We start from the raw sequence: 14,722 nt of genomic DNA, 5'->3' as shown, positions 1-14,722 counted from the left end.
TGCGAAAAGGGCGCGGGGATCGCGTTTTTCAGGACAGGGCGAGGATCTCGTCGTCGGACATGGCGGCCACCTCCAGGTAGAGGCGGGCCACCTCGTCGAGTCGACCGGCGGCGCCGGCCCGCTGCTCACGCTCGAGCAGGCGTCGGCTCAGCCCCTCGACGGTGCGGGCCGCGAAGAAGTCCGCCACCACGGTGTCCGGGGAATCCAGCCAGTCCCGCACCCGCGCGATGACGGCGGTGGCGAGCACCGAATCGCCGCCGAGGGCGAAGAAGTCGTCGGTCACGCCGATCCGCTCCCGGCCCAGCACGGTGGCCACGATATCGGCGACGGCGCGCTCGACATCGCCACGCGGAGCGACGAATTCGGTGTCACCCTCGCCGTCGGACAGCAGCGCCGCGATGGCCTTGCGGTCCGGTTTGCCGTTCGAGGTGAAGGGCAGTTCGGCCAGCAGGTCGATCCGTCCGGGAATCATGTAGCCGGGCAACAGGTCCGCGGCCGCGTCCAGCAGCGCGGACGCCTCCAGCGTGACGCCGTCGTCGGCCACCACCACGGCCGCGAGTTTCGGTGCGGCCGAACCGATCACGGCGGCGATGGCGTGCCGCACCCCGGGCAGTCCGCGCAGGGCGCTCTCCACTTCCCCGAGCTCCACCCGGTACCCGCGGATCTTGACCTGATGGTCGGCCCGACCCAGGAATTCCAGGCAGCCGTCCGGCAGGTACCGCGCGAGATCACCGGTGCGGTACCAGCGCAGTCCCTCGTGCGTGACGAACCGGTCCGCGGTGCGCTCGGCATCGCCGCGGTACCCGGCCGCCACACCCGCCCCGCCGATCCACAGTTCGCCGGTCACCCAGTCCGGGCAGTCCTGCCCCGAGGGTCCGACCACCCGGCAGCGCACATTGCGCAGCGGCGTGCCGTACGGAACAGCCGACCAGGACTGCGGCACTTCGGCATTCACCACCTCGCAGATGGTGGAGTGGATGGCCGTCTCGGTCGCGCCGCCCAGCCCGGCGAAGCGGCAGTCCGGGGCCACCGCGGCCAGCCGACCGGGCAGCGCCACATCGACCCAATCGCCGCCGAGAATGACCATCCGCAAACTGTCCACAGGTTTCCCGGCCGCCGCCTCCAGCAGCATGTCCAGCAGGCTGGGCACGCAGTTCACCACCGAAATCCCGTGCCGCCGAATCATTTCGATCCATCGGCCCGGTTCGCCGCGCTGTCCCTCATCCAGCGCGACGACCGCACCCCCGGCACTCCACATGCCGAAGATGTCGTACACGGACAGGTCGAATTCCAAGGCGGACAAGGCCAGCGCCCGATCCGCCGTCCCGATCCCGAACCGCTCGTTCAGGTCGTCGATGGTGTTCATGGCCGCCCGATGCGGCACCTCCACACCCTTCGGCTTACCGGTCGACCCGGACGTGAACAGCACATAGGCGATGGCCTCAGGATCCGGAATCACGGCCTGCGCCAACGGTTCCGGATGCACCCGCGCCGCACTCAACGCCAGCGTCGGCACCTCGGCCACCTCGTCACCCGCCGTCACCGCGGCCACCACCGCACCGGTCCGCAGAATCTCGGCCCGCCGCGCGGCGGGCTGATCGAATCCGATCGGCACATACACCCCACCGGCCGCCAGCACACCGGCGATAGCCACGGCCTGATCCGGCCCCTTCGGCAACTGCACCGCGACCGCGCCTCCTGGGCGAACCCCGGCAGCCCGCAACGCACCTGCGACCGCGAGCGCACTGTCGGCCAGCTCGCGGTAGCTGAGCGAAGCGGTGGTTTCGTCGCTTTCCTCCCAGATCAGCGCGGGCGCGTCCGGGTTCCGCTCGGCGAAGTCGAACAGCCCGCTGTGCAGCGCCCGCCCGCTCACCGGCCCATCGGTCGCGTTCACCTGGGTGCGAATCACGGCCTGTTCCAGCGGGATTCGCACCGCGGCTTCCGCGTCCCACCCCGCGTCCCCGGCTGACGCCGACGGTTCCGCGCCGTCATCGAGGCCCGCGAGCCGCAGCACGGCGTCGATGTAGCGGGTGAACATGGTCTCGACCATGTCGGCGGGGAAGGCGTCGGAGCGCACGTCCCAGTTCAGCAGGATGCCGCCGCGGACCTCGGTGACCTGGGCATCCAGGAGCACCTGCGGGCCCTGGGAAATGATCCAGACCGGGTCGCCGAAGGTCTCGGTGACCTGCTCGGCGAAGAGTTCACCGAGGTTGATCGCGCTGGTGTAGACGATCGGGGCCAGCACCGGTTCGGCGCGCAGCCTGCCCAGGTCGCGCAGCACCTCGAGCCCGGTGTAGCCGGAATGCGCTCCGGCGGCGTGTAATTCGCGCTGCAGGGCGCGCGCCCGCTCGGTGACGGTGGCGGGCTCGGTCACATCGACCTCGAGCAGCACGGAGGAGGTGAAGTCGCCGACGACCCCGTCCACCCGCGGATGCACCGGTTCCCGGTGGAACAACGGCAGATTCAGCAGGAACCGGCGCTGACTCGACCATCCGCCGATGGTCTCCGCGAACACCGACGCCAATGCCATCGCCGGGGTGATACCCCGAGCATGGGCGGCGGCGAACATGCGCGCCTTGGCCTCCGGGGACAGCCAGCGATGCAATCGGACGGTCCGCGCCGCCCGGGCGCCCGCCTCCCGCTCGGAAACCTCCGAGGCACGCGGTAATTCGGGCGCACCCGGCAGATCCGCGAGCCGCTGCTGCCACCACTCCCGATGCGCATCGTGTTCCGGTGCGGGCCCGGAGTGTTCGGCCAGATACTCCCGGAAGGTGTAGTCCTGAACCGGCAGCTGCTCACCGTGGTAGAGCCGCGCCAGATCCGCCACCAGAATCCGATAGCTCATGGCATCGGCCGCGAGCATGTCCACATCCAGGTGCAGCCGCGTCCGCCCCTCCGGCAGCAGCGTCAGGGCGACATCGATGACCTGCCCCTCCTCGACGGCCATCAGCTGGTGGGTCCGCTTGTCCCGCAACTCCTCCAACGTGCTGTCGAGCGTGGCGGCGTCGGCGCTGCGCAGGTCGGTGACGCTCCACACCTCTCGGCCGGGCCGCGCCAGGGTCTGCTGGGTGCCGTCCGGCAGGAATCGGGTGCGCAGCATCGGATGCCGCTGGACCAACGCCTCGACCGCCGCCCCGAGCCGCTCCGGATCGACTCCGGCTCCGTCGAATTCCACGTAGAGGTGTGCCGCGACGGCACCCAGCTGCTGGCTGTCGGAGCGACCGATCCAATACGCGTGCTGCATAGGAGCGAGCGCGAAGGGCGCGTCGTCATCGGAATCAGCCGCGAAATCCGCCTCGGTCCCGGCCGAATCATCCGCGGCGATCGCGTGATTCGTCTCGCTCGAGCCGCCGAGGAGGCGGTGCCAGGCGTCCAGCGTGGGCTCGGCGGCGAGCTGGGCGAAGTTGACGGCCAGGCCGCGTTTGCGCCAGGAGCCCGCGAGCTTCATGGTGCGGATGGAGTCCAGGCCGAGCTGGATGAGGTCGTCGTGATCGCCGATGGCGGCCGGGTCGAGGCCGAGGTGGCCGGCGAGGGCGGTACGGATCTCGTCGCGGGCGATGCCCGCCGCTGACCGCTGTGGTGACTCCATCCGCTGGTACTCCTTGCTGATTCGGCTGTCGTTCGACAGCAGCGTAACCGATTGAGATAGGGTTGCCTAACCTATGCAAGGCCACCCTTACTAGCTAGAGGTCAGAGCTGTGACAACGAACGCACCCGCGGCGACAACGGACGCACCCGCCACCACGGACCATCGCGACGGTTTCGTCCCGTTCCCCGCCGACCTCGCCCGCCGGTACCGGGAGGCCGGGTACTGGGCGGGCCGCCCGCTGGGCGAACTGCTGCGCGACGCCGCCCGGCAGTGGCCCGACCGCCCGGCTCTCCTCGGCGACTCCCCCGCCACCTACGCCGAACTCGACCGCGCCGCCGACCGGATGGCGCACGGCTTCCTGCGCCTGGGCATCCGCCCCGGCGACCGGGTCGTGGTGCAGCTGCCGAACACCCCGACGTTCATTCCGGTCCTCTTCGGCCTGCTGCGCGCCGGCATCATCCCGGTCCTCACCCTCCCTGCGCACCGCCGCGCCGAGATCGAGCATCTGACAAGGCTTTCCGGCGCGGTCGCCTACCTGATCGCCGACCGGCTCGGCGATTTCGACTACCGCACACTGGCCGCCGAGGTGCGCGCGAACGTCCCGGCCCTGCGGCACGTCCTGGTGCTCGGCGACCCCGGCCCCTACACCGACCTGAATTCGATTGCCGCCGACGGCGATTCCCTGCCGGAGGTCGACGCGACCGATATCGCGCTCATGCTGGTCTCCGGCGGCACCACCGGCCTGCCCAAGCTGATCGCCCGCACCCACGACGATTACACCTACAACGCCAAGGCCAGCGCCGAGGTCTGCGAGCTCGGCCCCGATGACGTATACCTCGCGGCACTCCCTGTCGCCCACAACTTCCCGCTGGCCTGCCCCGGCGTGCTCGGCACCGTCGCCACCGGCGGGGCCATGGCGTTCGTGACCGATCCCAGCCCGGAGAGCGCCTTCGCCGCCATCGAACAGCATCGCGTCACCGTGACCGCCGTGGTGCCGCCGCTGGCCCAATTGTGGTGCGCGGCGGTCGAATGGGAGGACGCCGACCTGTCATCCCTGCGGCTCCTTCAGGTCGGCGGCGCGAAACTGGCCGAGGTGAACGCCCGCGATGTCGCGCCCGCCCTGAACGTGCGCCTGCAGCAGGTGTTCGGCATGGCCGAGGGCCTGCTCAACTACACCCGCGCCGAGGACTCCGACGATCTGGTGTGCACCACGCAGGGCCGTCCGCTGTCCCCCGCCGACGAGGTCCGCGTCGTCGACGAGCACGGCCACGACGTCCCCGACGGCGAAGAGGGCGAACTCCTCACCCGCGGCCCGTACACGCTGCGCGGCTATTACCGTGCGCCCGAGCACAATGCGCGCGCCTTCACCCCGGACGGCTACTACCGCAGCGGCGATCTGGTGCGCCGCCTGCCCAGCGGGCATCTGATCGTCTCCGGGCGCATCAAGGACGTCATCAATCGCGGCGGCGAGAACATCTCCTGCGACGAGCTCGAGGAGCACCTGCTCGCCTACCCGGGCGTCCGGCACGCCGCCGCGGTCGGGCTGCCCGATCCGGCGCTGGGCGAGAAGGTCGGCGTGGTGCTGGTGACCACCGGCGAACTGCCTTCGCTGCCGGAGGTCAAGAGCTTCCTCACCGCGCGCGGCCTGGCCACCTACAAGCTCCCGGATGTGTTGCGGCAGGCCGATTTCCTGCCGGTCACGGCCGTGGGCAAGATCGACAAGAAGACCCTCGCCGCGCGCATTTGACCGTCCCGTCATAGAGTTCATCTATGGGCGGGTGGAACACAGCGGATATGCCGGACCAGACCGGCAAGATCATCATCGTCACCGGAGCCACCAGCGGCCTGGGCGAGGCCACCGCGCGCGCCCTGGCCGCCGCCGGGGCGCAGGTGATCATGGCCTGCCGCAATGAGATCAAGGCGCAGGCGGTGGCCCGGACCATGCCGGGCGACGTGCAGATCCGGCAGCTGGATCTGGCCGACCTGGCCTCGGTGCGGGCCTTCGCCGACACGGTCGAGCGGGCCGATGTGCTGATCAACAACGCGGGCGTGATGGCGGTGCCCAAGCGCAAGACCGCCGACGGCTTCGAATTGCAGATCGGCACCAACTATCTCGGCCACTTCGCGCTGACCGGCCTACTGCTGGACCGGATTTCGCAGCGGGTGGTGAACACCTCCAGCATCACCCACTTCATCGGCCGCATCGACCTCGAGGACCTGAACTGGGAGCGGCGCGCCTACTCCCGCTTCGGCGCGTACGCGCAATCCAAGCTGGCGCTGCTGCTGTTCACCTACGAACTGCAGCGGCGGCTCACGGTGGCCGGTTCACCCAAGCTGTCAGTGGCGGCGCATCCGGGATACGCGGCCACCGAGATCAGCTCCGAGACCCAGAACCTCCTCGAACAGATCGTCAGCCTCGGCAATCGACTGGTCGCGCAGAGCGCCGAAATGGGCGCGCTGCCAACGCTGTACGCGGCCACCGCCGACGTCGAGCCCGGCGGCTATTACGGCCCGGACTGGTTCAACTGGCGCGGCAATCCGACCAAGGTGGGTTCCACCGCCGCCTCCCACGACGAGAAAACCGCCCGGCAGCTCTGGGAGCTGTCCGAGCGGTTGACCGGCGTGGAGTTCCGCGTCTGACCCCACGCCGCGCTTCTCGGGCGAGTCACGCCCGCGGCGTCGGGTCAGGCCCGAACCACGTAGGGCGCGACGCTGCCCAGCTTCTCGCAGGTCTCCTCGAATTCGCGCTCCGGCCGCGACTGCCCGACCACGCCCGCGCCCGCGCGCAGCCACGCGCCCGCGCCGGTCTGGTAGACCGCGCGCAGCACCAGCGTCGCCTCCAGCTCACCGTCCGGCGAAACCGTCACCACCGCACCGGAATACAGCCCGCGCGGGTCATGGTCGAGGCGGAAGACCGCGTCCACGCCCTCGGCCTTGGGAATGCCGGAGGCGGTCACCGACGGGAACAGCGTCTCCAGCGCGTCCCACGGGCTGCGGTCCGCCGCCAGGGTCCCGCGCACCGTGGAGGCCAGATGCTGCACGCTGCCGCGCTCGCGCACCGCCATGAAATCCGAGACCGCGGTGGTGTCCGGCTCGGCCACGGCCGCGATCTCCGCGAACGAGGTCTGCACCGAGATGGCGTGCTCGACAATCTCTTTCGGATCGCGGACCAGTTCGGCGCGGGCCGCGAGATCGATATCGTCGCCGCGGCCGAAGGCGCGCGTCCCGGCCAGCGGCTCGGTGGTGACCACGCGATCGCGGTCCACCGCCGCCACCAGCTCCGGGCTGAAGCCCGCCGCTTCCAGCCCGCCTAGCCGCAGCAGGAACGAGCGCGCGGGCGTGTTGTGCATGCGGCCCAGCCGGTAGGTGGCCGGAATGTTCACCGCGAAGGGCAGATCCACCTTCCGCGACAGGATCACCTTCTGATACTTGCCCGCGCCGATCTCGGCGACACCGGCGGCGACCCGGTCCTGATATCCGGTCGGGTCCACGGTGACGTCCACCGGATGTGCGACCGGCGGGGCGGTCCGCTGCGCGGCCGTGATCAGCGCGTGGATGTCCCCGGTCTCGGCGGGCGTCGCACCCGACACCCGCACCCCGGTGGCGTCGATGCGCACCTCGATGCGCGGAATCATCAAGTGCGCCAGCGTCGCCCGCGGATGCACGTGCCCGGTCGCGCCCAGCGACCACGCGCAGAACTCGAATCCGATCCAGCCGTAGGCGTTCCGGCCGTCCAGCGGCAGCCCGGCCAGCGCCCGGTCGACGGCCTGGGCGGGACTCCCCGCCCACGCCCCGGCCGTGGTGCGACCGTCCCAGTTCACCCGGAGCTCGTTCGCGTCCAGCTCGACCCCGCCCAGCGGGTCGGCGGCGAACACCCATTCGCCGGGCTTCTCGTAGACCACGTATTCACCGAAGCGATCGGCCGCCGCGAGTGCGGAGACCGCCGCGACCGGATCGGTGACGTGCTCGCCCCACCGCTGCTCCCCCTCGAGTCGTACGCGTTCGTCAGCGACCGACACCAGACCTCCAAGGTTATGCTTACCTAAGTTGATGAGTGAGGTTAGCATTACCTTCCTCCATGTGGGGAGTGCTCGTCCGCGACCTCGGTCACGTGCGGCTGCCGCCGCCGCGAAACCCCGGGTCCGACCGGCGAATTGCCCGACCTGCAAACCCCGCGCGCCGGTTTGGGCTTCAATGGGGAGCAGCGGCTCATGCGGAGGGAACAAAGATGCTCGATCATGACAGCCGGCTCCCCGAGGCCGCGCTCACCGCACCGCACTCCGTGGTCGCCCTCGTCGACGCCGCCTCCCCGGTGGAGCGCGAACTCGTCGGGCACTGGCTCGCCGAGGGCGGCATCACCCAGGAGTTCGGCACCTCCGCCCCCGTCACCCAACTCGATCTCGATCCCGCCGCGGTCACCGAGCGCCTGGTCGGGCGCAGCGACGATCCGCTCGTGGTGCCGGTGCGGGTGCTGTGGCTGCCGCCGGAGCGAGACGGCGTGCGGCGCACCACCTTCAGCGATCTGATCACCCTCTCGAATCCGCGCAAACCGCATCGGCTCATGCAGCGCCGGCTGCTCAGCAAGGCCCCCGACCGGCACCTGGTGCTGACCGGGCAGCCCGCCCGGCTCAGCGAGCTGCGCGCCAACAATCCCGGATCCGCCACGGTCCCGGACGCTTTCGGGCGCGCCATCGTGCGCGCGGGCATCGTGGCCCTGGAACGCGCCGAGCGCGCCGTCATCGGCGACCGATACAAGGTGCCGCGGCTGGTGGTCGAGGAGATCCTCGACTCGCCGGAGTTCCTGCGGCGGCTCGACGGCATCGCCGAGGAGGCCGGGCTGCCCCAGCGCGAGGTGTACCGTCGCGCCGAGAAGGGCCTGCGCGAACTCGTCGCCGCCCAGTCCCGCCTGGTGTCGGACCTGTTCACCCAGGCCATGCGCCCCGTGCACGCCTCCACCTGGAAGGTCGACTCCGACGAGACCGGGCTGGACCGGCTGCGCACCCTGAACCGGCGCTACCCGCTGGTCTTCCTGCCCTCCCACCGCTCCTACGTGGACGCCTTCGTGCTCGGGGACATCCTGGCGCGCAACGACTTTCCGCCCAACCACGTGGTGGGCGGGGCCAACCTGAAGTTCTGGCCCATCGGCCCCATCGCGCGCCGCACCGGAACCGTGTTCATCCGCCGCAGTTTCGGCGACGACGAGGTGTACAAGGCCGTCGTCGAGGAGTACTTCGCCTACCTGCTGGCCAAGCGCTTCAACCTGGAGTGGTACTTCGAGGGCGGCCGCACCCGCACCGGCAAGCTCCGCCCGCCCCGCTACGGGCTGCTGAATTACCTTGCGGCGGCGCTGCGTTCGAAGCGCATCGACGACGTCATGCTGGTGCCGGTCTCCATCACCTACGAGCGGCTCAACGAGATCGGGGCCATCGCCGACGAGCAGACCGGCGGCAGCAAACAGGCCGAGGGCCTGGCCTGGCTGGCCCGCTACGTGCGCAATCAGCAGCACTCCGCCGGGCACGTGTACGTCCGCTTCGGGACACCGCTCTCGGCGCGGGAACGACTGGCCGTGCACGGGGATCCGCTGGCGCCGCACCCGAATCCGGCTCCCGAGGAACTGGTCGAACTCGAACACAAGGCGGTGCAGCGGCTGGCCTTCGAGGTCGCGGTCGGCATCAACGACGTCACGCCGGTGACCGTCAACGCCCTCACCACCCTGGTGCTGCTGGGCGTGCACGAGCGCGCCCTCACCCGCAATGAACTGCGCGCCGCCATCGCGCCGGTGATCGGCTATCTCGAGCACCGCGACCTGCCCCGCGGCGAACTGGCCACGCTGCGTGACGATCACGGGCTCGCGGTGGTGCTCGAACAGCTCGCCTTCGCCAAGGTGGTGACCGTCTACCGGGGCGGGCTGGAACCGGTGTACGCCATCAATGCCGGGGCGCACCTCGAAGCCGCGTTCTACCGCAACAGCGCCGTGCACTGGTTCGTCAATCGCGCCATCCTCGAACTGGCCGTGCTCACCGCCGTCGAAGCGCAGGAGGGCGATCAGCTGCGCGTCGGCTGGGAGGCCGCCTACCGGCTGCGGGATCTGCTCAAGTTCGAGTTCTTCTTCCCCGAGCGCGCCGAGTTCACCAGTCAGCTCACCGCTGAGATGCTGCTGGTGGATCCCGAATGGCACCGCCGCACCGCCGCGGGCACCGTCGGGACCGACATCCTGGCGCGGCTGGCCGATTCCGGCTTCATGATGGCGCATCGCGTGCTGCGCTCCTTCTTCGACGCGCAACTCGTGGTGGCCGAGCGGCTGGCCGCCCGCGACCCGGTGCTCGAGGTCGACCGGAAGGCGTTCGTGGACGAATGCCTGCACGTCGGCAAGCAGATGCTGCTGCAGCAGCGCCTGCACAGCCCCGAATCGGTGTCCTCCGAATTGTTCGGCAGCGCACTCAAACTCGCCGACAACCACGGTCTGCTCGCCACCACCGAGGATCCCGCCGAACTGGCCGCGCGCCGCGTCCGCTTCGCCGGTGAGCTGCGCGCCATCGGCGCCCGCATCTCCCGCGCCGCCACCCTCGACCCCTCCAACCGGCTGGAAGCGCTGTGACGCACCGGGTCCGGGGACTCGCGGCGGGCAGGCCCGGCTTGCCGCTGCGTCCCAGCCTGCCGTTGCGGCCCGGCGTCGGCGTCACCCAACGACCGGTCGGCGCAATGGATCTCGCCACCGCCCTGGAGGCCGTGCGCACCGGACCGCAGGGGCCGCACATCGCCGCCGTCTTCGATTTCGGCGGCACCGTGGTGCACGGCTTCAATCCCCCGCCCCTGGCCCGCCGCCTGGTGCGGCGCAGCAGCACCCAGGGCGCGCTCACCGCGAGCCTGCTGGGCAGCATTCGCGGCGCCCGCAGCGAGGGCGAATACGAGCGGTTCCTGCAGAACGCCATGTACAGCTGGGCGGGCGTGCCCGAGGCCGATCTCGAGCGGCTCGGCCGGGAGATCTTCGCGCACAGCGTGTACGGGCACATCTACCCCGAGGCGTGGCGGCTGGTCCGCGAGCACGAGGCCGCCGGGCACACCCTGGTGCTGGTCAGCTCCGTCACCTGCTACCAGGTGCGGCCGGTGGCCGACGAACTCGGGATTCCGAACGTGCTGTGCACCGCCATGGCCGTGCAGGACGGTGTGCTGACCGGGCACGTGGAGGGAAAACCGCTGTGGCGCAACGGCAAGGCCGACGCCGTCCGCCGCTTCGCCATCGCGCACGACCTCGATCTGACGCAGAGCTGGGCCTACGCCGACAGCGCCGCCGACCTGCCGCTGCTGCAGACCGCCGGACACCCGGTGGCGGTGAACCCGGACCCGCGTGTGGTGCTGGAAGCGGCCGAAAAGGATTGGCCGGTCCTGCATTTCCGGCCCCGGCAGTCTCCCAAGGCTACCGATTACGCCCGCACCCTGGCCGGATTCACCGGCCTGCTGGGCGGCGCGCTGGTCGGCATCGCCGCCAAGGCGCACACGAAACAGCGCCGCCAGATGGCGGATTCGATGATGACCTACGCCGCGGACTCGACCCTGCGCGGCACCGGGGTGAAGGTCCGCGTGGTCGGGGCCGAGCACACCCGCGCCCCGCGCCCGGCGGTCTTCATCTTCAACCACCAGAGCCAGTTCGACATCGTGGTGCTGGCCGAGGTGCTGGGCACCGGATTCACCGGCATCGCCAAGCGGGAGATCACCAAGAATCCGGTTTTCGGTCCCCTCATGCGATTCGTGGAGGTGACCTTCATCGATCGCGGGAACACGGTGGCCGCCAAGGCCGCTCTGGAGCCGGTGGTCGAAACCCTGCGCGGCGGACTGTCGGTGGTGATCGCCCCCGAGGGCACCCGCTCACTCACCCCGCGGGTCGGCTCCTTCAAGAAGGGCGCGTTCCACATCGCCATCCAGGCCGGGGTCCCGATCATTCCGGTGGTGATCCGCAATGCGGGCGAAATCGCCTGGCGCAATTCGGCGATCGTGCGCAAGGGCGTGGTGGACGTGGCGGTGCTACCGCCGATCGACGTCAGCGGCTGGGACCCGGCCGATATGGATGCCGAAGTGGAGGGTGTCCGTCAGCTGTTCGTGGACACCCTGCTCCACTGGCCGAAAGATTGATCAGACAGCGCGACCGAAGAGCAGCTTCCACGGCATGGCCGCGGACTCCAGCTGCACCTTCAGGCTCATCTTGGAGGCGCCCAGGGTGCGCTCCTCGAAGCGGATCGGCACCTCGGCGATGGTGATGCCCTTCTTGACCGTCCGGTAGTTCATCTCCACCTGGAACGAGTAGCCGTTCGACTTGATCGAGGCCACGTCGATGGCGCGCAGCGTATCCGCCTTCCACGCCTTGAAACCGGCGGTGGCGTCCTTGACGCCCAGGCGCAGAATCGTGTTCACGTAGAAGTTGGCCCAGGCCGAGAGCGCCTTGCGGTACCACTTCCACTCCGCGGCGGTGGAACCGCCGGGGACATAACGGGATCCGAGCACGACGCCGGCGTCGGTGGTCTCCAGCTTGTCCAGCATGGCCGGGATGACCTCGGCCGGATGCGACAGGTCGGCGTCCATCTGGATGACGACGTCCGCGCCCTCGTCCAGCGCCTTGGTGATGCCCGCGATGTACGCGCGGCCCAGGCCGTCCTTCTCCGTACGGTGCAGCACGCTCACCACGTTCGGCAGGTCGGCGGCCAGCTTGTCGGCCACCTCACCGGTGCCGTCGGGCGAATTGTCGTCCACCACCAGCACGTGCAGGTCGGCCACCGGTAGCGCGGTCAGCCGCTCCACCGCCACCGGCAGGTTCTCCCGCTCGTTGTAGGTCGGCACCACCACGGTGACCTTCAAGGTTTACCCTCCCGCTTGGTCGTTTTCTGGCACCCGAAACCGTACCTGGTCCACCTGAGCGCCTCGTGAGCGCACCGAGCAGGCGCGCTCACCCCCATCACCCAGGCATCAGGAGTCTTCTTCGTCCGAACGCCTATTTCGTTCCCGCACAATATCCAACGCCCGCTCGGCTGTCGCCTTGTCGGGGTAGGGCCCCATGCGCTCGGCGAACCAATGCTGCTTGCCCTGCTCGGCCCGATGATGCTTGAGGCAGTAGTACCACTGATCGTCAGCCATGAATCCAGCATGGCACCAAGATCAGAAGGAGCGTCCCGGAAACACGCGAAGAACCCCGGAATGCCGAAAGACCCCGTCCGATGGACGGGGTCTCCCGAACTGGTGGCCAAGGCCGGGATCGAACCGGCGACCTTCCGCTTTTCAGGCGGACGCTCGTACCAACTGAGCTACCTGGCCGAAAGGCACCCATTCGAATGCCAAGCGTTGTTACTGCGACCCTGACGGGACTCGAACCCGCGACCTCCGCCGTGACAGGGCGGCGCGCTAACCAACTGCGCCACAGGGCCTTGCTACTTGCTCCTACAACGATGTTTCCATCGTTGTACCCCCTACGGGATTCGAACCCGCGCTACCGCCTTGAAAGGGCGGCGTCCTAGGCCGCTAGACGAAGGGGGCCCGCCGGATTTCTCCGGACCGTTTGCTCAACGGCTTCCGTTGGGAGCGGAGATAGCTTATGACAGGCTCCGCGTGATTCCCAAATCAGCTGGTCAGAGTCCCAAGTTGAGATCTTCGAGCTTTGCGGACACCCGCCAGCCGGTGCGCCGGAACTCCTCGGACCACTCCGGTGTCGCGGTGGCTTCCACGATCACCTCGAGCGCCTCGGCGAACCGGGCCCGCAGATCCACCGGACCCGCCAGCACATCGGCGATATAACGCTGACCCGCCAGCGCCGCCGCCAGGGTGCGGGTGAAGCGGTCCGGGTCGGAGTCCGAACGCAATTGCTTGTGCTCGACGGCCCGCACCGCGAGCTGCCGGATGGCGCGCCCGAGTATGCGGCCCCCGCCGGCCTGGATGTCGCGATAGAACTCCGGCTCGATGATGAGCCGGAACTCGGCCTGGATGATGATGTCGTTCTCCAGCCGCAGCGCGATCTCGTCGGTCATGCCGTGCAGCACGTCGAGCGGGCCGAGATCGCTTCTGGCGAGCCATCTTTCGGTCGATACCCGATAGCGGTCGACCGCCGCCTCCAATACCGCGCGCGCCAAGTCCTCCTTGGAGTCGAAGTGAAAGTACATGGCCCCCTTGGTCGCCCGGGAGCCTTCCAATATGCGGTTGAGCGATGCAGCGGCATAGCCGCTCTTCCCGAACTCAACGGCGGCGGACCTGATGATCGCCGCGCGTGTCCGGCGGGCCCGCTCTTGCTGCCGTGCCATGCTCGAAACGCCTCCGAAGCTAGCTAACCGTCGCCGACCGGTTCCCCGGCCTCGACGCAAAGTTACGTGTCTTTCAAATACTTCAAAGCGGGCTTCTGCCCGAATTACCAAACTTTTGGTACGAAAAAGCGCGAAAAACTTGAAACACACCAACTGGTATAGTTTTTCCCGCACGGGTGCACCGCAGGGGGTGCGCACCCGTGCGATCGTCGTCTCGGTCCGCCTCCCCGCAGCTTCATGTGTCGGAGCCGCGATCGGCCTGACCGGTCGCGACACGTTCGGGCACATCAACGATAAGCCGAATCCCGTGCCGCCGGGGCAATCCCGGTTCTTCGGGAATTCACCAGTCGGTCACCGTACCCGGAAAGCGCACCCAGCGTGAGGTGTACCGGAAAGTCAGTTAGCCAGCACACCCCCTTTCGAAAACCGCAATTTCCCAGCAATCGTATGGACGATTGGTCCGAATCGACGAATTCGCCCATATCCCATCGATGTTCGGCAGACCGATCACCGCGGCGCGCGTTGTCCCCACCGACCCCGCATCGCCGCCCGGCCGCCGCGCCCGCCCCGCGCGCCGACCTCGATCGCCCTCGCGATCTACCCCAATTAGCTTGCCACACATCACCATTGGATGATATTCACACTCCCCGGCCACCAAACAAATTGAGTGGCAAGGCGATTGCCGGACCCCTCGGCCCCGGAAATCAGCGACCGCTCACGGGCATGACGGCGCCACACCACCACCGCACCCCGCCCACACTCCGCGCCGACCCCTGCCGTCCCCCGGGTCCACCTGCTCGCGGTGCCGCACCGACCGGTCCGCACCCTCACAGCGCCACATCGTCCCCCCAAC

General features: G+C 69.1%; 9 protein-coding genes and 3 tRNA genes. 4 read left to right on the top strand and 8 right to left on the bottom strand.

Translation table 11 applies throughout. The annotated features are described in order from the left end of the window. Positions 1–28: 28 nt before the first annotated feature. Entirely contained in the window at positions 29–3,589 is a 3,561-nt protein-coding gene (locus ACAM49_RS22175; RefSeq protein ID WP_369637458.1) for an amino acid adenylation domain-containing protein, read from the bottom strand. Positions 3,590–3,698: 109 nt separating this feature from the next. Here ACAM49_RS22175 and ACAM49_RS22170 point away from each other — a divergent pair, with 109 nt between their 5' ends. Then, complete coding sequence (locus ACAM49_RS22170; RefSeq protein ID WP_369637457.1) at positions 3,699–5,336, top strand: (2,3-dihydroxybenzoyl)adenylate synthase; 1,638 nt, start codon at positions 3,699–3,701, stop codon at positions 5,334–5,336. A gap of 23 nt (positions 5,337–5,359) precedes the next feature. Further along, positions 5,360–6,229, top strand: a complete 870-nt coding sequence (locus ACAM49_RS22165; RefSeq protein WP_369637456.1) for an oxidoreductase — start codon at positions 5,360–5,362, stop codon at positions 6,227–6,229. Positions 6,230–6,273: 44 nt separating this feature from the next. Here the strand turns inward: ACAM49_RS22165 and ACAM49_RS22160 are convergent, their stop codons facing one another. After that, complete coding sequence (locus ACAM49_RS22160) at positions 6,274–7,608, bottom strand: salicylate synthase (RefSeq protein WP_369637455.1); 1,335 nt, start codon at positions 7,606–7,608, stop codon at positions 6,274–6,276. Positions 7,609–7,817: 209 nt separating this feature from the next. On the opposite strand from ACAM49_RS22160, the gene ACAM49_RS22155 reads away from it, so the two are divergent. Both ACAM49_RS22155 and ACAM49_RS22150 read left to right on the top strand, forming a co-directional pair. After that, the gene (locus ACAM49_RS22155) at positions 7,818–10,187 is read left to right on the top strand and encodes a glycerol-3-phosphate 1-O-acyltransferase (protein ID WP_369637454.1); all 2,370 of its coding nucleotides are present in this window, start codon (positions 7,818–7,820) and stop codon (positions 10,185–10,187) included. Next, the gene (locus ACAM49_RS22150; RefSeq protein ID WP_369637453.1) at positions 10,184–11,719 is read left to right on the top strand and encodes an HAD-IB family hydrolase; all 1,536 of its coding nucleotides are present in this window, start codon (positions 10,184–10,186) and stop codon (positions 11,717–11,719) included. Before ACAM49_RS22155 ends, ACAM49_RS22150 begins: the two co-directional genes overlap by 4 nt. On the opposite strand, the gene ACAM49_RS22145 is transcribed toward ACAM49_RS22150, so the two are convergent. The 6 genes from ACAM49_RS22145 to ACAM49_RS22120 form a co-directional block, all read right to left on the bottom strand. Beyond that, entirely contained in the window at positions 11,720–12,421 is a 702-nt protein-coding gene (locus tag ACAM49_RS22145; RefSeq protein WP_369637473.1) for a polyprenol monophosphomannose synthase, read from the bottom strand. 126 nt (positions 12,422–12,547) lie between these two features. Further along, complete coding sequence (locus ACAM49_RS22140) at positions 12,548–12,715, bottom strand: hypothetical protein (RefSeq protein WP_369637452.1); 168 nt, start codon at positions 12,713–12,715, stop codon at positions 12,548–12,550. Positions 12,716–12,815: 100 nt separating this feature from the next. Beyond that, positions 12,816–12,892: transfer RNA gene (locus tag ACAM49_RS22135), tRNA-Phe, on the bottom strand. Positions 12,893–12,928: 36 nt separating this feature from the next. Next, positions 12,929–13,002 (bottom strand) — tRNA-Asp (locus ACAM49_RS22130). 36 nt (positions 13,003–13,038) lie between these two features. Then, positions 13,039–13,111: transfer RNA gene (locus tag ACAM49_RS22125), tRNA-Glu, on the bottom strand. 92 nt (positions 13,112–13,203) lie between these two features. Beyond that, positions 13,204–13,869 (bottom strand): TetR family transcriptional regulator, encoded by a 666-nt coding sequence (locus ACAM49_RS22120; RefSeq protein WP_369637451.1) that lies wholly within the window; start codon positions 13,867–13,869, stop codon positions 13,204–13,206. Positions 13,870–14,722 lie beyond the last annotated feature (853 nt).

It is taken from the genome of Nocardia sp. JMUB6875 (assembly GCF_041154655.1).
Lineage (GTDB): Bacteria > Actinomycetota > Actinomycetes > Mycobacteriales > Mycobacteriaceae > Nocardia.
This window is presented reverse-complemented; position numbering and strand designations above follow the sequence as displayed.

What these genes read in the sequence shown, in the direction of transcription:
- ACAM49_RS22120 (WP_369637451.1), bottom strand. Translation starts at nt 13,869, where the DNA reads ATGGCACGGCAGCAAGAGCGGGCCCGCCGGACACGCGCGGCGATCATC.
- ACAM49_RS22175 (WP_369637458.1), bottom strand. Translation starts at nt 3,589, where the DNA reads ATGGAGTCACCACAGCGGTCAGCGGCGGGCATCGCCCGCGACGAGATC.
- ACAM49_RS22165 (WP_369637456.1), top strand. Translation starts at nt 5,360, where the DNA reads ATGGGCGGGTGGAACACAGCGGATATGCCGGACCAGACCGGCAAGATC.
- ACAM49_RS22140 (WP_369637452.1), bottom strand. Translation starts at nt 12,715, where the DNA reads ATGGCTGACGATCAGTGGTACTACTGCCTCAAGCATCATCGGGCCGAG.
- ACAM49_RS22155 (WP_369637454.1), top strand. Translation starts at nt 7,818, where the DNA reads ATGCTCGATCATGACAGCCGGCTCCCCGAGGCCGCGCTCACCGCACCG.